Genomic DNA, 18,997 nt, shown 5'->3' on the forward strand with positions numbered 1-18,997 from the left:
ACAACGGTATCCATTCCACCAATTGAGTCCAAGGGGACCCAACAACGCCGTCGTGTCATCCTGTAAAAAAACCCGGGCATTTACTCCGTATGCAGCAGAGTATCCCGGGTATATGAGGATAAACAAGCTTCTTCTTATACGGCCAGATAACCTCCGTCCACGATCAGAGGAGCGCCTGTTACATAAGAAGATTCATCGGAAGCGAGGAACAATATCGCCTTCGCTATTTCTGACGGCAATCCGTGACGATTCATCGGAGTCGTTCCTCCGGCAATCGACCAAAATTCATCCATGCTCACCGCATTTTGTGTATGCTCTTCTTTGATTTGGTTCGTTCGAACCGGCCCCGGACAAACCGCATTCGCTCTGATTCCGTCCTGGCCATAGCGGGTGGCAATCGATCTGGCCAGCTGCAGTGCGCCGGCTTTTGTCATATTGTACAGAACGGTGCTTTTGCCCATCATTTCCTGCCCAACAAAAGAAGAGATCGAGCCCAGATTAATAATCGAACCGCTTTTTTGCTTCTGCATTTGAGGAATGACGGCCTTCGTGCATAAAAACATGCTTTTGAGATTAATGCCCACACAGAGGTCGAATTCGTCGGCGCTAATATCCGTTATATCTTTGATGTAGTGAATTCCCGCATTGTTCACAAGAATATCAATCCGGTCGAATTGCGTTACGGCAGCTTGAACTAAAGCGTCAGCCGTCTCCTCAGTCGCGATGTCACCGGCAACGGCAGCGTGTTTGGCCGGGTTTCCTGTCGCATGGATGACGTCTTGAATTCCGGCCGGGTCAATATCATTCAAGACGAGGTGCGCCCCTTCCGAAGCAAACAATTCCGCAGTCGCTTTCCCGATTCCGCTGCCGGCTCCGGTTATGACGGCAACTTTTCCCTCCAACCGTGATCCCGCAGCCATATTAGGACACTCCTTCTTTTTGTGCAGACTCGACCGGAGGCTCAACGGATTGAAGCGGCGGCATCGCTTCCATCGGATTGAGTCCCATGCTGAGCAGACCTACCTGATCCGCGCAGGCATCGATGTTGGGGGGCATAATCGGAGCTGTCGCCGCGTCGCGAATCATACGCTCGAGGTGGAGCTCCTTCGTCATTCCGTGAGCCCCGCAAGCGACCGAAGCGGAATGGGCCGCATTGGAGGTGGATTCTGCGATCATATATTTCGCCCGCATGAAATGATGGAAGGTCGCAATGCTTGGGCCGTAAGTATCGCTGTACCATGCGGCATACAGCATCGCCAGCTTTGCCGCATGAAGCTCTGAGGCCATGATCCCGATTCTGTGGCGGTTGTCGGGATGAAATCCCTGGGGCTGGGCATACCCTTTGGCCTTGCGCGCCGTCAACAGTTCCGTTGCATAGCTCAAAATGCCAAGTCCAACCCCAAGATAAACGGCGGCAAATCCGCCGAAGGACCAATTCGCGCCGCGAATGATAAAATCATTCAAAAATTCGTCCGTTCGGTGCAAATAAAGCTCATCCGGTACAAAAACGCCGTTATAGTCAACCGTATTGCTTCGTGTCGCTCTCATCCCCATCGTATCCCATACATCGTGAATCGTAACGCCTTTCACCCGTCCTTTGTCTATGGGCACGAGGAAACCGATGCTGGCCTGAGGATTCGGATCTCCTTCGGGATGGGCATAAAGATATACATAATCGCTGGACTCGACCATCGAACAAAACGCTTTTTTGCCGTAAAGCTCATATCCGCCCTTCACGCGGCGGGCTTCAAGCGATGGCGTATATGAGGTGGCCAATAAACTGGAAGAGGAAGGTTCCGATACGGATGTGCACATCAATTTACCTTGATTGATGGCCAAATCGACGACCATCCGCTTAACATTCTCCGGGATATCCGGATGATGCGCGATCGATCCCGTTGCGTTGGCATGCATATTAAAGGAGTTTGCCGTAGCCGCACAGCCCTGCGCAAGTTCGGTTATAGCCAGCGTATAACCCAGAAATCCAATTCCCAATCCTCCATATTGTTTTGGGACGGCAATTCCGAACAATCCGGCTTCTCGCAGCTTTTCATAATTTTCCACCGGGGCTGTACGGTCACGGTCATGCTCTGCGGCCCGTGTCAGGAAATCTCCGGCCAATTGCCGGCAAGTTTCAATAATCTTCTGCTGCTCTTCCGTTAATCTGAAATCCATTTGAATTCCCCTCTCAAGTATAATCCTTCCGTGTGAATTCGCCTGTTGATTAATCGTTCCAGCCGGTCATGACCGCCCCTACTTTTCCTTTGCATCTGGTCTACAGAAGTAATTATGCCTGGAAGCTGGTTGCCATTCTGCTAACCGGTTAACGTTTTGCGGATTAAAGAATAATGCTCACTTTCCCGTGCGGACGTAAATAGTCCATATCAAGAATGACTCGCTTTTCAAGGATTTTGATATTTCCGTTCTCGCAAACAAGCTTATATTTGTAATGTCCCACGTACGTATCCAATACGCCGCGCTTCGTGCGCGAAACCATGAAATTGCAGGCGACACTCATCGCATCGTCTTCTACGCCTTGGATCCGCACGTTGGTGACCATATGCCTCGTTTTTGAATGCGGGTACTCGATATGCGTTTCCTTCTTTAACAGTCGTTTCGCTCTTTCTTTGATCCGAAAATACGGATCGGCGATAATATATAACGTCGAATTATAATCTTCCGATGCGTTGTTCATGGTTGGAACAGCATAGGCTCCCCGTTCGGAAAACAGGTCCGACCATTCCATAAGCAGCCATTCGTCCAGCAGCTCCGCTTCAAAAAATAAAAAGTCTTCCACTTGTTCCCGCTTGACGTCCTGGATGTTGTTCACCGTTACCACCTTCTCCGCATTCACTTGGTATCCCCCTTTATTCTTTCGTCATGATTTCGTTATACTGTTTCCAAAATGCCCGCATCTGCAGCTCATCGTCGAATGATGGGGTCTCTTTGATCATCCCTTTTGAAATATCGTTCCACTGGACTTCCTTGTTGTTTTTATAGCCCTCCTGACACAGCTCAAGCGCTTCGATATCGTCAGGCGTACCAAATCCGCCGGGACCGACAAACTCAACCAAATTGTTCAACCGCTTGCCTTTCATGTCGGCCCCTTCTTCCTTCGGCGCCATCGCCCAAATGCTGATTTCCATATAATCGGGACTCACCGGAAAGAAAGTGCGGACAGTGAGAGACATAATATCGCTGATAATCATATTCGGGAATACAATGACGTTGCGGTTCCGTTTCGCTATGCGCTGGGCTCGTTCCTCGCCGACTCGGGCAATAAGCAGTTCCATCTTTTCGTCCAATTCCTTCTTGCCCTCTTCGCCCCATGCGGGAATCCACTTCGCCACTGGCCGGCCCCAAGGAGAAGCATACTCCATAACCCCATGGCCGTTGCCCAAATCCCTGCCGACGCCATGCATCGGCTCTTCCGATACTTTAATGTTCGTGTTATTCAAAAAATCAAAATACGTTTTATGCGTCGGATGCGTATGATAGTTATCAACGGCATTCTCCGACAGTAGCTTCCAGTTGCAGCGCATACTGTACTCTTGCGAACCTTCTCCGAAAACTTCCAGACCGGTTTCGGCCTGGTCGACGACCAGATCAAAATACTCTTTGGCATTGCCGAGATAATCTTCCAAGGACATCGCATGATAGTCAAAGTTGACGAAATAAAAGCCTTTATAGTTTTCCATTCGTGGAACCTTCTGAAGATTCATCGATTCGTCGCAATTAAAATCGGAAGGGTAAGCGTCTTTGCCCGGCATACCGACCAGTTTTCCTTTATTGTTAAACGTCCAGGCGTGGTAGAAGCATTGGAACGTTTTTGAATTCCCTTTATGCTCTCTGCAAACAATCGAACCGCGATGAGGGCATGCATTTGAAAATACGTTGATATTCCCATCGCTGTCCTTTGTAAATATAAGCGGTCTGCCTGCTACTCTCCGGTTAATAAAATCGCCCGGTTTCGGCAGCTCGGATTCGTGTCCCAGGTAAAACCAGCACTTGTCGAAAATCTTCTTTTTCTCCATTTCAAAAATGTCCATATCCGTAAAGACCTTACGATTTACTTTGAACACATTCTTGTCCTCATCCATGATGATCAGCGGTTCGGATAAGGATGTCTGAAGCTGCTTCGTCTCCATCTTCATCGGTCATTCTCCTTTTCTATGGGCATATTTCAATCGGTTCAACAGACCGGCCGGCAGCAAACCTTAAGAATGTTCCATATGTTCACCTCTCCCCGAATAAGATTTGGATTGCATCGGGTAGCTTTATCTTATCCGGTTGCCGAACGGTCAACTATTAAGCAGTTAACGTTCCTAAAAAAGTCCATGCCGGGGATCGGAGCTTGAACTCCAAATCCCGGCATGGACTTTACCGTATCGATAATCAATTCAATTGTCCCGGACACATTAGCCTTAATAATTCCGGTTTTTTTATGTAAATGACTTTATTTCGATTGTCGATAATGTGTTCGCATTTCCACTTCCTTAAAATTTTATAAACCGAAATCCTCGTTAAACCGGTATAATCCGCCAAATCCTGCTGCGTAATATAGATTTCGCCATTCTTGTATACGCGCGATAATTTGATTAACGTAATGGCGACCCGCTGTTCAGCAGAATAAGCGTTTTGCATAATGCTGGTCGACAGATTTCGTATTTTTTGAGTTAAAGATTCCATCAACAAATCAATTAATTCCGGTGACGAAATCAAAAGCTCCTTTAAAATCCGGTTGGGAAAATAGTAGATGATGCAATCTTCCAATGCGAGAGCTGTCGTGCAATAATATTGTTTGTCAACCGCCTGCTCGCCGAATAATTGTCCCGATCCGAACAGATCCAGGATCCTTTCATCCCCCTGATGCGAATACGTGACAATTTTGATCATTCCTTTGGATAAGAAGTAAATACCGGCCCCTTCTTCTCCTTGGCAATAGATAACCGAGTTTCGCTTCTTGTACAATCGTTCCCCATACCGCAAATAATGCTGCCATGAATCTTCATTCGGATGCTCTTGTTTCGCAATCATTATCGCTTCCATCGATCCACCCCACTATATGAATATCATCATAACGACACCATATTTGCTAATCGGTTCTTCCGGACAAATTCGCACATTTGTTCTTTGTAGAACATTATTTCATCTATTTCTATGCTATATCATACGTCAATGATGTGTCAAGATATATAACATATATTTTCGGCCGCACCTTTTACTTTGTGCCGAACACAAAAAAACACTGCGAAATTCGCAGTGTTTTAGCGGCATCATGATACAATTATGTTATAATATATCCCGTTTCAATCGGCAAGGAGCGGTGCACAATCGATGACGTTATGAAAATAAAGACTCCATGGCCGGATAAAGCTGTACATACTTCTCGTACTTTTTCTCATAGTGCGCAGAGAAGACATCGTCCGGAAAGTACCGTTTAACCCGCTGCTGGCTGAACCACCGACGGCAAAAATCGGAATAGGTTTGTTCCCAGCCCATGTTCAGGAAACCGGCTGCAGCCGCCCCGATCGAGGGGAGATACTGGGATTCCTCTGGAACGATCACCTCAATGCTCAGAACATCGGCGATAATCTGGTTCCATATTCCGCTTTTGCTTCCCCCGCCAATTAGCGTTAGCCGGTTGTCCCTGTAATTCGGCGCAATCATTTCCATCACTTGCTTCATCGCCATGGCAACCCCTTCAAGTACGGAGCAGCACATTTCTTCCTTGGTCGTCGTTGCTCTAAGGCCGATAAAGCATCCGGAGGCATTCGGATTTTGAACCGGGCACCGTTCGCCATTCAAGTACGGCAAAAAAAGCACGCCGTTTGTTCGGCGGTCACAGGCCGATATCAGCTGCTCCAGCTCATCATAGGCCTTCTCATCATTATGGTGACGGCCAAATACGGATTTCGCCCATTGATAGGCATTTCCCGCATTCATTAAGGGAGCGACGGCAACGAACAGGTTCTCATCCGCATAAGCGAGGTTAAAAACGCTGTCGCTAACATACGATACCTTAGGAACGGGCGCGGCAACCCATCCCGTTGTTCCGATGTAAGCATACAGATCTCCCGGGCGGACCGCCCCCGCTCCAATCGTCGCCGCTCCGGCGTCCCCGATACCGGATAATACTTTCGTCCCCTGCACAAAACCGGTATACGCTGCGGCATCACCGGTCATATAGCCGACAACTTCATCGGAAGCACGAATGGCGGGTAGTTTACCCGCTTCAATTCCGTACAGCTGCAGCCAGTCCGATTCCCACCTGCGCTGCGCGATGTTCATGCACCCGGCTGTCGAAGCCGTGGTCGGATCGGTGACGCTTTCGCCGGTAAGGCGGTGAATGACATAGTCTTTGGAGCTCATTAAAAACATCGCCGTTTGCCTGTAAATTTCCGGCTCCATCTCCTTGACCCATATCATTTTGGGAAATACGAGCGTACCATCCATATGATTTCCGGTAATCTCACGAATGGACGTTTCACCAATGTCCCGCTTCATCCGGTCGGACTGATGCCCGGCTCTGCCGTCCGAATACAAAATGGCAGGCCTTAGCGGCTTCCCATGAGCATCGACAGGGATACAGTCCTGCATCTGGCCGCTAAACGAAATCAGAGCGATTTCACGGGGATGTATGCCCGCTCTCCACCATTCGAGCGCAATGTCCCTCACCGCTTCCAGCCATTGCTCAGGCTCCTGCTCAATCGCCGTATCCTTTTGCAGGGTCGTTAAGGACCTATTGAATTCAAGGGAAGTCCGGCCCTCACGGGAAACCAATAGTCCCTTAGCGTTTGTTGTCCCGATATCAAAGGATGCAATATACGCCATCGCCTCTTTACTCCTTTTTCACGCATCTGGATGTTTGCAGCTTCATATCCGCAATCATCCTATACAGATAATCCTGCTCGCCATTCTCACACCTTGCAACAAATGCCGATCCCACAACGGCGCCGTCAAATCCACTGTCAATCGCCATTCTCACCCTTGCGGGCGACCTTAATCCAAAACCGGCAATAACGAGCGCGGAAGAGTGCTGTCTTGCCTGTCTGCATAATTCCGATAAATCCTCCAATTGGGCAAAAGGATTGCCCGTTGCTCCGATATAGGATTGTGCATAAAGGATGGTCGCGAGCTCGCCTGCTGCCGCCAGCTCCGAATCCGTCATTTGAGGATTGATGAAGCGAACGACATCCACTCCGTACCTGCACACTTTCTCATGAACGTCGTTTTGTTCCCGCAAGGAGCAATCCGGCAATACCAAGCCGTCAATGACACCTTCTTCCGCAAGCCGGACGCCCAAACCCGAATCGACAAGCTCATCTTTATAACCCATCGCCCAGATTGGATTATCGATATCGGCCCGCAATTGGCGCGCATATTCCATTAACCCGTTATCCGAATCAAATTGTGAATTTTGAATGGCCCGTTTATGGCCGCGTTTAATAATATCTCCATCCAGATAAGGATATCTGCTTGGAATCCCCAATTCCACGATATCGATCCCGGCAGCGACGGCTCCTTTCACAAGCTCCATCGATTGATCAAAGGACGGATCGCCTGCAATCAAATATCCGATCAACAGACCCTCGCCCTTCTCCTCCGCCTGCTGCGAAATTTCATAATTTCTTCTGCTGTAAAAACCTTTCCTCAATGCGTACCACGACCCAAACGCTGTAAGATCACCGCTGCAATGACGATAATTCCTGTAATAACGTCCTGCATAAAGGTCGGCACTTCCAAAATCGTTAACCCGTTAGCCAAAATGCCGATAATTGCAGCGCCTACGAATGTCCCCCACATATTCGGCACGCCTTCCTTGAACGTCGTCATGCCGAGAAAAGCGGCTGCATAGGCCGGCAGAAACAATCCGTTGCCGCTTGTCGGATGGGCTGAACCAAGACGTGATGCCATCAAAATTCCAGTCAGGGCGGCAAGCGCGGCACAAATGGCAAAGGCGGCGTTTTTATTCCGGCGAACATTGAGTCCGGCAACGCGGGAGGCCGCTTCATTACCGCCGATCGCGTACAGTCTTCTGCCGAAAGCCGTTTGGGCCATGATGTACCAGAACAATACGGTCAAAAGAATCATAAGCAGCGACAATAACGGAATACTTCCCCATTTCGTTTGCCCTAAATAGCGGAATGAATCCGGAATATTTTCAAAAATGGTCGCTCCGCCTGTCAGCCAGAACGTAATCCCGCCTAACACGGTTCCCATTGCCATTGTGGTAATAAAAGAAAGGACCTTGAAGCGGGTAACGATCCAGCCGTTAATAAAGCCGATGATTACCGATGCAGCCAAAGGAACGAGAAAAGTGACCCAAACCGGCATGCCGGATACGGCCAGCTTCGCCGCCAGAACGCCGCCGAAGCTGGCAACCGCGCCGATCGAAAGATCAAATTCTCCGATCGACATGACAAGAGTTGCGCCCAGGGCAATGATGACAAGAAAGGAGATTTGTCTGCTGATATTAATCACATTGCCGATTGAAGCAAAGGAATCGGGACTTAGCGCGCTAAAGCAAATGACTATAAGCAGGCAAGCCAACACGGTCCCATACATTCGTAACAATCGGCCAATGTTCATGCCGGAATCTTTTAAAATCGTATTCATTCCCCGTGTTCACTTCCTTTTCGCCTATAACAAATCTGTAGAATCTGCTCCGGTACAATTCCGTCATTATCGAGCTCGGCCACCATTTCGCCGGCTTCGAGCACATAAATGCGGTCGGCAATGTCCAAAACCTCCTGCAGATCGGATGAAACGAATACGATTCCGCATTTATGAGCCGCTTGTTCTTTCAGCATCCGATGAATTTCATCGCGGGTCATGACGTCTACCGCTTGCGTCGGTTCGTCGCATAAAAACAAAACCGGGTTGGACAAAAGCGCCTTTGCAAACACGATCTTCTGCTGATTCCCGCCGCTTAATTCGCGTATAAACTGCTCCGTCCCCGTCGCCCTTACCTTCATGGAGTCCATCATGGCCGTAACTTTTTGTTTTTCGGCCTGTTCCAAAATTTTGATCCCGTTCGAGAATTGATTCAGTACAGGCAAAGTCATATTTTCACGAATGCTCATGTCCATGATTAAAGCGTCCGATCTGCGGTCTTCAGGGATCAGAACGACCCCTTGCCGTAAAGATTGCATCGGTGACGGCTTGCCGAGCGTCTTGCAGCCGATAATTACGCGGCCCTCTTTGATCGGACGCGAGCCGTAAACCGCCTCAAGCAGCTCGGTTCGTCCCGCGCCGGCAAGGCCGAAAATGCCAACGATCTCCCCTTCTCTAACCGTCAGATTGGCATTCTTCACTCTTCCGTCCGCCGTTGAAAGACGGTCTACCTTCAGCACAGTCTGCGCGTTCTGAGGCAGCGCCGCTTTCTGGATCGCCGATTTTTGGATATCGAGGTTGGTCATCATACGGATGAGCAAATCTTTATCCGCCTCGGATTTGTTCACGGTTCCTGCTAATTTTCCGTTTCGCAGCACCGTGATCCGGTCGGATAAGCGGAAGATTTCGTCCATCCGATGCGAAACGTAAAGAATAGCCGTCCCTTGCGCCGTAAGCTTATGAATGAGTTTAAACAGCAGCTCCGTCTCCTGGTCCGTTAAGGATGCGGTCGGCTCGTCCAGAATAAGCAGACGGCAATCCAGCATCATCGCCCGAAGAATTTCGAGAATTGTTCTTTCGGAAGGGGACATTTCCTGAGCCGTTTTTTTCAAATTAAGTTGGATGCCCAACTCTTTCTTGAGCTGTTCCGCCCGTTTGCTCATCCGATTCCAATGAATTCCGATCTTTAACTTGCGTTTTGGGTATTCCATTCCAAGGAACAAATTCTCCATACCGGAAAAAGAAGGAATTAGATGGCGGTCCTGGTGAATCACGTTGATGCCTAATTCGCGCGCATGTTTGGGATGAAAAATCGCCTGCTCTGTGCCGTTCCAGTAGATCCGGCCTCCGTCTGCGGTATATACGCCGGTAATGATTTTAATAAACGTTGATTTGCCCGCGCCATTCTCCCCCACCAGCGCATGCACTTCACCGGGACGAATATCAATTGAAATTTGGGAGAGAGCATAATGCAGCCCGAACCTTTTATCCAACCCATCGGCTTTCAATAGTGACATCGGCTTCCTCCCTTGAAGCTTAAGAGAATTTAAGAGAAAGCGGCTGAAAATCCGCTCTTTTCCGTTTTTTATTTCGCATTCTCTTTTGTAATCAGGGTGGCAGGGGCATACATTTGGGTATCCTCTGCCTGCTTGCCTTCAAAGACTAGACCGATCTGTTTCACAACGAGTTCAGCCATGCCGTCGAAATTTTGCTGGACCGTTGCAATGAGCGGCGAGCCTTTCTTGATCATATCGATCGCCTGGCTGTTGCCGTCGATGCCCGTCACGACGATATCTTTGCGGCCGGACGCTTCAATGGCTTGCGCCGCACCGATCGCAGGCTCGTCCCATCCTGCCCAAACGGCGGTAATGGCGCCTGCGTCCTTGTTGGCCAGCAGCAGGCTTTCCATTTGTTTTCTGGAATTTTCGATCGGACCGGGAACTTGAACTTCCTGTTCCGTAACCTTTTTGACGTCCGGGGTTTGCTCCAGCATTTTGTCCAGCTGCACCGACCTTTTCAATACACCCGGATGAGGGCGGTACGTCAGCACGACCATATTGGCTTTGTTGTTCGTCGTCTTCAATAAATACTCCGTGATCATTTTGGACATCGCTTCATTATCGCTTGTCGCATTCATGGCCATTCCCTCGATATAGCCGGAATCGCAGCCGAAGACGGGAATATTCTTTTCAGAAGCCTGCTGGATTTGGGACTTGAGCTGATTGGGATCCGTGCTGACGATAATAATCGCGTCGACATTGGTCGAAATGACATCTTCCATGCGGCTTGCAAGCTGACCCACATCGCCTTTCGTATCGACGACATTTGTTTTCCAGCCCTGGTCGGCGGACTGTTTCTTTAAGACTTCAATCATTTGATTCGTTGTAACCGAGGAAAGATAAGGCGACAGGATCGCAACTGTTTTTTGTGAATCCCCCGATTTCCCTCCACACGCAGCCAAGCTTAGAATGATGAAGGCCGCTATAAATCCTGACAACCATTTCTTCATCTTTATCCTCCTCAATTTTTTTTGAGTGTCGATTACTATTGTACAGGATGGAAACGGTGCCATTCCAAGACTTTCTTTGCGGTTTCCATATCAATTACCAGAATATCGACCCAGCGCCCTCGAAGCGCTGCCGTAATGGCAGGCACTTTGTCTTCACCGCTGGCCGAAGCGATAATATTCGGAATCCTCCTCATCTCTCGGGCCGTAAGTCCGATCATCTTGGATTCCGCGCCATAAACGACAGTTTCCCCTTTCTCATCCAGGAAAGACGTGCATATATTGGCAACTGCCCCAAGCTTCCGAACCTCTTTGATGTCCTCTCCGGTTAAGAAACCGGCATTTACAATCGTTGATTGCTCCGAAACCTGTCCAAGACCGATGATGGCCACATTCGCCTGCTGCGCTAAGGAAAGCACTTCAGAAATCTCGGCTTCCTCTAAAATGACGTTGCGCGCCTGCTGTGACGTAACGAGGGCCGGCGCGTTCAACAGCCAATATTTGGATTTCAGCTTTTCGCCGAACAATCGGCTGTTCGAGTTCGAATGCCAGGAAGTTCCTTCGGCTCCCCAGCCTCCGATCATCGGAACGAACTGCATGTTTTTTCTTTTGAAATATTGAATCTCATTGCCGATCGAAGCGATGGTGCGGCCGGCCATTACCGCGACAATGTCTTGATCCTTCAGCACGTTTTCCAGTAGAGCCGCCGTTGACCGGGCAAGTTGAAGATCGATCAATTGTTGGTCCGCGTTTGGAATATGGACCACGATGACGTCATGAATGCCAAATGCTTCCGCCAATGCCTTCTCATATTGATGCTCCTCGGCATACTGGTCTTTTATCGTGATTTGCACGATGCCCTCTTCTCTGGCCGCGCTTAACATCCGGCTGATTTGGGCCCGGGAAATGCCGAATCTCTCCGAAATCTCTTGTTGATTCAATCCATCGATGTAATATAACGTGCTGACCTTGACCAATAGCCGCGTTTTTTCGGTTTCCGTCATCTCTTTCATCCTTTATGCACATTTTCTCATTATCGAAATTATTTTCAAAATTAGTATATATTGTGCATAACGAATTTACAATCCTATTTTCCGTTTTCCTTATTCAACGACCCGCTTCGCTGGCACAAGTGCAATGGGACGAATCGGGCTCCCGCTTCCACCCGTAATTTTCAGAGGGGTGGCAATAATAACGGCTCCTCGCGCCGGCAGAAGATGAACATTGGCCAGTTGAGCCAACCCATAACGGTTAACCTCGTGCATGTAGTGATGACTGGGGAAGGGGACGTCAAAACTTCCGGCTATCCCTGCATCCGTTCCGACCGTTTCAACACCGGCGCCCAACACTTTCCGTTCATAAGCCAGAAATTTGGATGCCTCCATTGTAAATCCCGGCGTGTGCGGCATACCGTCTTCCCCTATATTAAAAAATTGTTCCGGATTTTGCGCATACTCCCCCCATCCGGTATACAAAATGACCCATGCACGCTCAGGAATCCGACCATAACTCAATTCATAAGAAAGGATGTCGTCCACTGTTAACAAATAATCCGGGTTGTCTGCGCACTGATCCTTTACATTAATGACACACGCTTCGCCGATCATGTTCTGAACGGGCATCGTATCCACTCCGTCCTTCCCTCGGCCGCTGATCCAATGATTAGGCGTGTCAAAATGAGTCCCCACATGCTCGCCGGCCGTGAAATCATTCCAATACCAAGCCGGTCCCGCTTCGTCATAGTCCGAAAGTTTATGATACTTGAATCCTGCGGGATTGGCAAAAGGCTCCGGTAATTGAATGACAGGCGTCTGCTCATTCAAAGGCTGTGCCAAATCGATAACTTCAATGTCGCCGCTGATTATCCCCTGCACCAAGCTCTCCAACAAACTCCTCACTCCTCCAAATTTTATTGACCTGTATTGATGCCTTAATCATATAAACGCCATAATAATTAATCTATTAAACAGTTAACGTTTAGAGCTGATTTTAATAACGATATACCAATATCAGCCTGAACTCCTATCAGCTTCACTGAGCGGGGCAGTGCAATCATTTGAGTAACCGCTTCGAACACTAAGCCAGCCTCCTTAAGGCTTGTACTGAATTTTCCCATAAAAAAATCCCTCCTGCGTGTCTACAGTAAGAAGCTTAATTCTCACCATCTACACAAGAGGGATCATACCAAGGAGTAACCCTACTCCATCAAGGTTTCAAATACCAGGTGCATCACCTACAGGAAATATTTACCGGCATATGGATGAGAAGCTACCTCCTACTTTTGACTCTTGCAAATATTTTGTAAAAGGACATCGACTCTTTTTGGCGAATTGGATGGTTACCACACAAACCCATTTCCAAGAAAAGAAGATGTCCCAATTCCATGGTAACCTTGCTTTACGCTCGTCAAGTTCATTTCCGTTCTGTCGCTAGGCTTTCGTCACCTTCAGCTCCGGCACTTCATTCGCTTTGTTCACGGCATCCTTCATTTGACTCACCGCTTCTTCGGGGATCAAATCTTCCGCCTCTTTCCTGGGGCAAACGCCATTCTCCTGAACCCATGTCCACATCGCGGCAAAAATAGGCTGCAGACGCTGACCGCGTTCGGTAAGGTCATATTCGACATGCAGCGGTACACCAGGGTAAAGCGTGCGTGTGACGATTTCCTTCTCCTCCAACAGCCGCAACCGGTCTGTCAATGTTTTCGGACTGATGGGGTGCAGCTTACGGCGTAATTCCCCAAAACGTCTGGTGCCGTTAAACAGTTCGAGCAAGAGAAGAAGCGTCCACTTTCCATCCAAAATCTCCAGGATGGGTTCAATGGCACCAGGGCAAGATCGATCCATCATCGGCTTTCCCTCCATAGTTCATTTTTTGAAACTATTGCACTTTTCTGTAACTACTTTTCAAATGTACCATACTTCAAATATGATTGGAATCGAGGAGAGGAAAAAAATTGAAAAGTGGCAGAGAGGAGGGATGCACAAATGGAGAGACCGTTTGAAGTCGATCTGATTGAGTACCCATTCACCGATCGCTGGCTGCCTTACCGTGACGGTTATATTCATTACCTCGATGAAGGGCAAGGACCGACGGTTCTTCTTCTGCACGGCAACCCTACGTGGTCTTATCTTTATCGGAACGTCATCAAAGAGCTGCGCGGGGAATACCGTCTTATTGCTCCGGATTATCCCGGATTCGGCATGTCGAAGGCGCCTGCCGGCTATCGCTTTACGCCGCAAGAGCAATCAGAAGCCGTTCTTGATCTGATCCGCCGCTTGGATCTAAAGGATTTTGTACTAGTGGTTCAGGATTGGGGAGGTCCGATCGGCCTGAACTACGCGGTACGGCATCGGAAAAACTTGCGCGGCATCGTCGTGATGAACACCTGGGCCTGGCCGGCAAAAATTTTGCCGATGAAAATGTTCTCGCTCGCCATGGGAGGTCGGCCACTCGGGTACTGGCTTCAAACACGGCGCAATTTTTTCGCCAAGGTCATTGTTCCGCGCGGGATTTACCATGCCGAGAAAGTGACGGACAGCTTGAGAAAAGCTTATACCGCCCCGTTCCCGACCGCGAAGTCCAGGATACCGACATGGGTCTTTCCCGGGCAGATCCGCAAGGCGCGGCCATGGCTCGCCGACATTGAATCGAAGCTGTGGAATTTGTCCGATTTACCCGCGCAAATTTTATGGGGCACGAAAGACAGCGCCGGCTTCCCGCCCGAACAGATGGCTAAATGGCAGAGATATCTGCCAATGAGCGAAACCGAGATCCTGGACGACGCCTCACACTATGTGCAAGAGGATCGGCCGGATCGGGTAGCGGCATCAATCCGAAGAGTATGGATAAGAACATGAGGAGGAATTCGATAATGAAAACGATTTTATGGGCAACCTTAACCGCTAACGGCAATTATGCGCAGTCCAGCCCCGAGAACCCGCCGAAAAAGGAAGCGCTGGACGACTTCGCGACGCAAGCCAAAACAGCAGGAAATTTCATTGTCGGACGCCGGACTTTCGAGCGTATGCTCGAAGACGGTGGTGGTGGTGCGAGTCCCTTTGCCGATATCGATATCGTCGTCGTTTCCAGGAACGGCGCGGAAATCCCGGGCGTAACGGTTGCAGGGTCGCCTCAGGAAGCCTTGAATTACCTGCAGCAAAAAGGCCATCAAACCGCTCTCATTGGCGCCGGCGCGGATATCCACAATTCGTTTCTGGGTCACGGGCTTGTAGACGAGGTGATTTTCAATGTGGCGCCTGTGATGGAGGGCAAGGGGTTAAATCTTGTGATCGACAAAGATAACTATCAATATAAACATGTGCAATTGCTGGACTGCAAACCCCTCGGCAGCGGTGTCGTTCAACTGCGCTATGCGCTTGAACGGTAAATGCTCGAGGCCTAATTGCACCGCGCGCAGCTCCCAGCGCACGGTGCGGCATTGCATGACGGACGACCACAATACTATTCCAATTCCAGCTCGATGACGATATCGAAATCGTCCGGAAGCGAGGGGCCCGGCAAATGAATAAAAACAACGCCGCTGTTGATCGTCCGTCCAAAGTCCGCAAATGTTTCGATTCGGATTTGTCTTTGAGCAGCATCGTTTTCGCAACTTGCGGTTCCGCGTCTCGCTCTTGGACTCACTCTCCCATTAACTCAGGAACCGAGCAGAAATGGCTGTCGCTGACCTTATCGGCGAACAAAAGTTTCGCGTTAGAATATCAGAAAAGGAAAAAGCAGATTTTATACTTTCTGATATTTTAAGAAAGGCTCCTCTTCGAAGCCCTCTCCACGATGAATGGCACTACGTAAGAGGTAGCTTTTCATGCCGAACAGAAATTTCCTGAGCCGATGGGAGAATGGACAAAAGATGCTGACAAGTGACCTGTACCATACATCCCTCACTATATTTCTCACAGTCATCATCAACCCCGTTTCCGCGCCGAAACGTTATGCTTTCTTAATCTTATTGAAAAAAAGACGCCGTTTGTACGACGTCTCTGTTCGTTCTCGAGTTACGATTCAGTATGCCTCGCGCAGAACATTCGCTTGAATACGGGATAAAACAATAAGAGCAGCCGGCGGCTGCTCTCTCTTTTGTATTTGGGAAGCCCGCTTCAGTTTTCTTTATTTTGCAGGCTCAATTTTTTTCTGTATACGACTTTGGAAATGGTGATGCTGATTTCATACAGTAAACAAAGCGGCACGATGACGATAATATCCGATAAAATATCCGGCGGGGTAATCGTGACCGCAACAATGACGAGCAGGAAGTAAGCGAGTTTGCGGGCTTTGGCGAGCCTGACCGGATTCACGATTCCGAGCTTGGTCAGAAACATGACGACGGCAGGCATTTCGAACAGCAGCCCGAACGGGACCGTCATATTGACCATAAAAGTGAAATATTTTTGGGCGGTGTACATCGCTGCAAAGTCGTCGGCCGCCATTTCGTACATGAAGTGCAGCACCATCGGAAACAAAATAAAGTAACCGAAGCTGATGCCGACGAGAAACAGCGCCGTAATGGCCGGGATAAAAAGAATCGTGGCACGCTGCGCCGCCGACGGAACGGCCGGCTGCACGAACTTCCACGTTTGATAAGCGGCGACCGGTATCGTGACGGCGAGAGCGACGATGGCGGCGATCATCATGTAGACCCAGATCACATCCGAAGGCCCCAGCACGACCAGCTTCTGGTCGATATCCCGTGTGAGCCACGCGTAAATGTCGCGTACATAGATGAAAGCCGCGGCCATGGACACCAAAAAAGCGATCAGCGTCCGTATAAGCCTCGACCGCATTTCCTCCAAATGCCCGATCAGATTCAAATCATTCGGGTCTTTCATCTTATTTGTCAGCAAGCGGCTGCTTCGTGTCGGATTCTTTCTTGCCGTCGTCTTCACCGTTTACCAGGCCGCGGGTCGCGCCTTTGAATTCGCTTAATGTGCGCCCGAAAGCCCGGCCGAGTTCAGGAAGCTTGGAAGGTCCGAATATAATCAGTGCGATGATCAAAATGAGAACCAAACCGCCGATACCAATATTGCCAAAAGGCATTGCTGTCACGCTCCTCTTAGTAAATGACGGCCGGAGGGGAAAGGTCCGCTTCCGGCCGGTAATGATAAAATTCCGTTATAATGCTGGTCTATTGCTCCGCTTTAATTAACCGAGTTTGAAACCGCTGATTGCCACGACGCCGGCGCGGGCCTTTTTATCGCCCGGACGGTGAGGCCAACGGCTCGTCGGATTGTTCAGGTCCGACGTTTCTTCGCCCGGATGCTGGATGGATAAGAACAACGTTTTTTCATCCGGCGTGAAGTAAGGACCCGTCAATTCGCACTCCACCGGACCCGAAGCGAACTGCAGCGCGGTTCCTTGGCTTGGACCGCTCGTCGGAATAACGAAAAGTCCGTTGTTCATGAACGGTTTGTGCACGCCTTTGTTTTGGCTGCCGCTGGAGATGTCCGTCACGACCCACAGGTTGCCGTTCGAGTCGAAAGCAAGATTGTCCGGCGAGCTGAATCCCGACTGGCGGCCGCCGGCTGCAAAGATTTCAAAATCGAATTCCAGCGCGCCCAGGTCGTTGCCCGATTCGAAGATGCGCGTAATGTGGCCGTGAATGTTGCCATGGATATCGTTGTTCGTATGGCAAATGAATACCGTGTTGTCGAACGGGGAAATTTCGATATCCTCCGGACGGTCCGTCGGCGTGCCGCCCACGAGCAGTGCCGCTTCCTGGCAGTATACAACGACGTCAGCCTGCGTTTGATATTTTTTCAGCAGATCATCGCGTTTGGTGGATACGCCGAACGGCGCCTTGAACTTGCTGTCGTTGATCACTTTCTGAACGGCCTCGATCGTTACCGGCAGCCATTTGCCCGACTTAAGGTTGGCGACATAAAGCGTGCCGTCTTCCAGCAGAGCCGAGTTGCCGCGGCCTTTCAACGGGTCAAACTTGCCTTTGCTAATAAATTTGTAGACGCAGGCGTCCTTCTTGTCATCGCCCATATAAACGACGACGCGGCCGTCCGCCGTAAGGCCCATTGCCGTATTCTCATGGTTGAAACGGCCAAGCGCCGTATGCTTTTTCAGGTAGGATTTGTTAAATGGATCGATCTCTACGACCCAGCCGTAATGGGTGACGTTCAAATTGGACGCTTCGGCCGTTTCGGTAAAGTTCTCTTCGCAGGAAAGCACCGTGTTCCACAGCGTTACGCCGCCGGAGCAGTTGGCGAAGGTGCCCTGAACGGTCGAAGCGCCTCCAACGGCCGCCGTCCCTTTTGCCGGCCCGGTAAGCGCAAAATTGGTGAAGCCGTTGATGCGCCGCGCATAATTGGACGTCGTGTCCATTTTCCATGTGCCGTTCTCGTCGCGGAATACTTCAATGACGGACATCCCTTGGTAGTACAGATTTTTTTGCACCTGTTCCGGCGTCATTTTGCCATCCACAGGTCCGATGCTAAATACGCCGGTATATTCGTGATTGTTGACCAGAAGGCCGCGCGAATTGGAGCCGTTAATCGGGAAATAAGCGTTGTAGTCCGAGCCGTCGCCGAACTTCTCGCCGGCTTTGTTGATCACGTCGTCCAGCGCGGCGATAACGTCATATTTATAACCTTTCGGGAGAATAAGCTTGTCTTCTTTGGAAGGCGTAATCGGTTCGAAATACCCGCTTACTTTGTTCGTTTTGAAACCGAAGAGGTGATTGGCTGTCGAAGATGCGGAAGCTTTGCCCTCCAATGAACCGAGGCCGGCCGATGCTGCTGCCAATGCGGCAGCCCCTGTGCCTAAATAGGATAGAAACGTGCGGCGGTCTATGCTTTTGCTCAACTTGTTCACTCTCCATAGTGATAAAATTTACCTTCGGAGAGAACT

Annotated in this window: 20 protein-coding genes; 2 read left to right on the forward strand and 18 right to left on the reverse strand. The window is 49.7% G+C overall.

Annotated elements, in window-relative coordinates; translation table 11 throughout:
* Positions 1 to 134 precede the first annotated feature (134 nt).
* From VN24_RS05625 to VN24_RS05685, 14 genes are all read right to left on the reverse strand, one after another.
* Entirely contained in the window at positions 135 to 920 is a 786-nt protein-coding gene (locus tag VN24_RS05625) for an SDR family NAD(P)-dependent oxidoreductase (RefSeq protein ID WP_045669587.1), read from the reverse strand.
* Position 921: 1 nt separating this feature from the next.
* Positions 922 to 2,175: an acyl-CoA dehydrogenase family protein gene (locus VN24_RS05630; protein WP_045669588.1), complete on the reverse strand. Its 1,254-nt coding sequence runs from the start codon at positions 2,173 to 2,175 to the stop codon at positions 922 to 924.
* Between the two features lie 163 nt (positions 2,176 to 2,338).
* On the reverse strand, positions 2,339 to 2,854 hold the full coding sequence (locus VN24_RS05635) for an aromatic-ring-hydroxylating dioxygenase subunit beta (protein ID WP_045669589.1): 516 nt from the start codon (positions 2,852 to 2,854) through the stop codon (positions 2,339 to 2,341).
* A 13-nt stretch (positions 2,855 to 2,867) separates the two neighbouring features.
* The gene (locus tag VN24_RS05640) at positions 2,868 to 4,154 is read right to left on the reverse strand and encodes an aromatic ring-hydroxylating oxygenase subunit alpha (RefSeq protein WP_082083631.1); all 1,287 of its coding nucleotides are present in this window, start codon (positions 4,152 to 4,154) and stop codon (positions 2,868 to 2,870) included.
* A 241-nt stretch (positions 4,155 to 4,395) separates the two neighbouring features.
* Complete coding sequence (locus VN24_RS05645) at positions 4,396 to 5,049, reverse strand: Crp/Fnr family transcriptional regulator (protein WP_045669590.1); 654 nt, start codon at positions 5,047 to 5,049, stop codon at positions 4,396 to 4,398.
* A 294-nt stretch (positions 5,050 to 5,343) separates the two neighbouring features.
* A complete protein-coding gene (locus VN24_RS05650) occupies positions 5,344 to 6,834 on the reverse strand; it encodes a xylulokinase (protein WP_045669591.1) in 1,491 nt (496 codons plus the stop codon).
* Between the two features lie 7 nt (positions 6,835 to 6,841).
* On the reverse strand, positions 6,842 to 7,657 hold the full coding sequence (gene trpA / locus VN24_RS05655) for a tryptophan synthase subunit alpha (protein WP_045669592.1): 816 nt from the start codon (positions 7,655 to 7,657) through the stop codon (positions 6,842 to 6,844).
* Complete coding sequence (locus VN24_RS05660; RefSeq protein ID WP_045669593.1) at positions 7,654 to 8,619, reverse strand: ABC transporter permease; 966 nt, start codon at positions 8,617 to 8,619, stop codon at positions 7,654 to 7,656. The genes trpA and VN24_RS05660 overlap by 4 nt, the downstream gene beginning before the upstream one ends.
* Positions 8,616 to 10,133 (reverse strand): sugar ABC transporter ATP-binding protein, encoded by a 1,518-nt coding sequence (locus tag VN24_RS05665; RefSeq protein ID WP_045669594.1) that lies wholly within the window; start codon positions 10,131 to 10,133, stop codon positions 8,616 to 8,618. Before VN24_RS05665 ends, VN24_RS05660 begins: the two co-directional genes overlap by 4 nt.
* Before the next feature lie 68 nt (positions 10,134 to 10,201).
* Positions 10,202 to 11,125 (reverse strand): sugar ABC transporter substrate-binding protein, encoded by a 924-nt coding sequence (locus tag VN24_RS05670; protein ID WP_045669595.1) that lies wholly within the window; start codon positions 11,123 to 11,125, stop codon positions 10,202 to 10,204.
* A gap of 35 nt (positions 11,126 to 11,160) precedes the next feature.
* Positions 11,161 to 12,126, reverse strand: a complete 966-nt coding sequence (locus VN24_RS05675; RefSeq protein ID WP_238590836.1) for a sugar-binding transcriptional regulator — start codon at positions 12,124 to 12,126, stop codon at positions 11,161 to 11,163.
* A gap of 99 nt (positions 12,127 to 12,225) precedes the next feature.
* Positions 12,226 to 13,011, reverse strand: coding sequence for a cyclase family protein (locus VN24_RS05680; protein ID WP_238590837.1), 786 nt, complete (start codon positions 13,009 to 13,011; stop codon positions 12,226 to 12,228).
* Between the two features lie 65 nt (positions 13,012 to 13,076).
* Positions 13,077 to 13,238: a hypothetical protein gene (locus VN24_RS27625; RefSeq protein ID WP_158453651.1), complete on the reverse strand. Its 162-nt coding sequence runs from the start codon at positions 13,236 to 13,238 to the stop codon at positions 13,077 to 13,079.
* 313 nt (positions 13,239 to 13,551) lie between these two features.
* Complete coding sequence (locus tag VN24_RS05685; RefSeq protein WP_045669598.1) at positions 13,552 to 13,971, reverse strand: winged helix-turn-helix transcriptional regulator; 420 nt, start codon at positions 13,969 to 13,971, stop codon at positions 13,552 to 13,554.
* Positions 13,972 to 14,109: 138 nt separating this feature from the next.
* Here VN24_RS05685 and VN24_RS05690 point away from each other — a divergent pair, with 138 nt between their 5' ends.
* Positions 14,110 to 14,982: an alpha/beta fold hydrolase gene (locus VN24_RS05690; RefSeq protein WP_045669599.1), complete on the forward strand. Its 873-nt coding sequence runs from the start codon at positions 14,110 to 14,112 to the stop codon at positions 14,980 to 14,982.
* A gap of 14 nt (positions 14,983 to 14,996) precedes the next feature.
* Positions 14,997 to 15,512, forward strand: coding sequence for a dihydrofolate reductase family protein (locus VN24_RS05695; protein ID WP_045669600.1), 516 nt, complete (start codon positions 14,997 to 14,999; stop codon positions 15,510 to 15,512).
* 74 nt (positions 15,513 to 15,586) lie between these two features.
* Here VN24_RS05695 and VN24_RS05700 read toward each other — a convergent pair whose 3' ends face one another.
* From VN24_RS05700 to VN24_RS05715, 4 genes are all read right to left on the reverse strand, one after another.
* On the reverse strand, positions 15,587 to 15,769 hold the full coding sequence (locus VN24_RS05700) for a hypothetical protein (protein ID WP_045669601.1): 183 nt from the start codon (positions 15,767 to 15,769) through the stop codon (positions 15,587 to 15,589).
* A 473-nt stretch (positions 15,770 to 16,242) separates the two neighbouring features.
* Positions 16,243 to 16,971: a twin-arginine translocase subunit TatC gene (gene tatC, locus VN24_RS05705; protein ID WP_045669602.1), complete on the reverse strand. Its 729-nt coding sequence runs from the start codon at positions 16,969 to 16,971 to the stop codon at positions 16,243 to 16,245.
* Between the two features lies 1 nt (position 16,972).
* Positions 16,973 to 17,179: a twin-arginine translocase TatA/TatE family subunit gene (tatA, locus tag VN24_RS05710; RefSeq protein ID WP_045669603.1), complete on the reverse strand. Its 207-nt coding sequence runs from the start codon at positions 17,177 to 17,179 to the stop codon at positions 16,973 to 16,975.
* 105 nt (positions 17,180 to 17,284) lie between these two features.
* Entirely contained in the window at positions 17,285 to 18,952 is a 1,668-nt protein-coding gene (locus VN24_RS05715; protein ID WP_045669604.1) for a PhoX family protein, read from the reverse strand.
* Positions 18,953 to 18,997: the final 45 nt, after the last annotated feature.

Origin of the sequence: Paenibacillus beijingensis (assembly GCF_000961095.1) — a bacterium.
Classification (GTDB): Bacteria; Bacillota; Bacilli; order Paenibacillales; family Paenibacillaceae; genus Paenibacillus_O; species Paenibacillus_O beijingensis.

Coding starts and splice junctions, on each gene's coding strand:
- VN24_RS05640 (WP_082083631.1), bottom strand. CDS start 4,154: ATGAAGATGGAGACGAAGCAGCTTCAGACATCCTTATCCGAACCGCTG.
- VN24_RS05625 (WP_045669587.1), bottom strand. CDS start 920: ATGGCTGCGGGATCACGGTTGGAGGGAAAAGTTGCCGTCATAACCGGA.
- VN24_RS05695 (WP_045669600.1), top strand. CDS start 14,997: ATGAAAACGATTTTATGGGCAACCTTAACCGCTAACGGCAATTATGCG.
- VN24_RS05645 (WP_045669590.1), bottom strand. CDS start 5,049: ATGGAAGCGATAATGATTGCGAAACAAGAGCATCCGAATGAAGATTCA.
- VN24_RS05690 (WP_045669599.1), top strand. CDS start 14,110: ATGGAGAGACCGTTTGAAGTCGATCTGATTGAGTACCCATTCACCGAT.
- VN24_RS05630 (WP_045669588.1), bottom strand. CDS start 2,175: ATGGATTTCAGATTAACGGAAGAGCAGCAGAAGATTATTGAAACTTGC.
- tatC (WP_045669602.1), bottom strand. CDS start 16,971: ATGAAAGACCCGAATGATTTGAATCTGATCGGGCATTTGGAGGAAATG.
- VN24_RS05685 (WP_045669598.1), bottom strand. CDS start 13,971: ATGATGGATCGATCTTGCCCTGGTGCCATTGAACCCATCCTGGAGATT.
- VN24_RS05670 (WP_045669595.1), bottom strand. CDS start 11,125: ATGAAGAAATGGTTGTCAGGATTTATAGCGGCCTTCATCATTCTAAGC.
- tatA (WP_045669603.1), bottom strand. CDS start 17,179: ATGCCTTTTGGCAATATTGGTATCGGCGGTTTGGTTCTCATTTTGATC.
- VN24_RS05675 (WP_238590836.1), bottom strand. CDS start 12,126: ATGACGGAAACCGAAAAAACGCGGCTATTGGTCAAGGTCAGCACGTTA.
- VN24_RS05665 (WP_045669594.1), bottom strand. CDS start 10,133: ATGTCACTATTGAAAGCCGATGGGTTGGATAAAAGGTTCGGGCTGCAT.
- VN24_RS05660 (WP_045669593.1), bottom strand. CDS start 8,619: ATGAATACGATTTTAAAAGATTCCGGCATGAACATTGGCCGATTGTTA.
- VN24_RS27625 (WP_158453651.1), bottom strand. CDS start 13,238: ATGGGAAAATTCAGTACAAGCCTTAAGGAGGCTGGCTTAGTGTTCGAA.
- VN24_RS05650 (WP_045669591.1), bottom strand. CDS start 6,834: ATGGCGTATATTGCATCCTTTGATATCGGGACAACAAACGCTAAGGGA.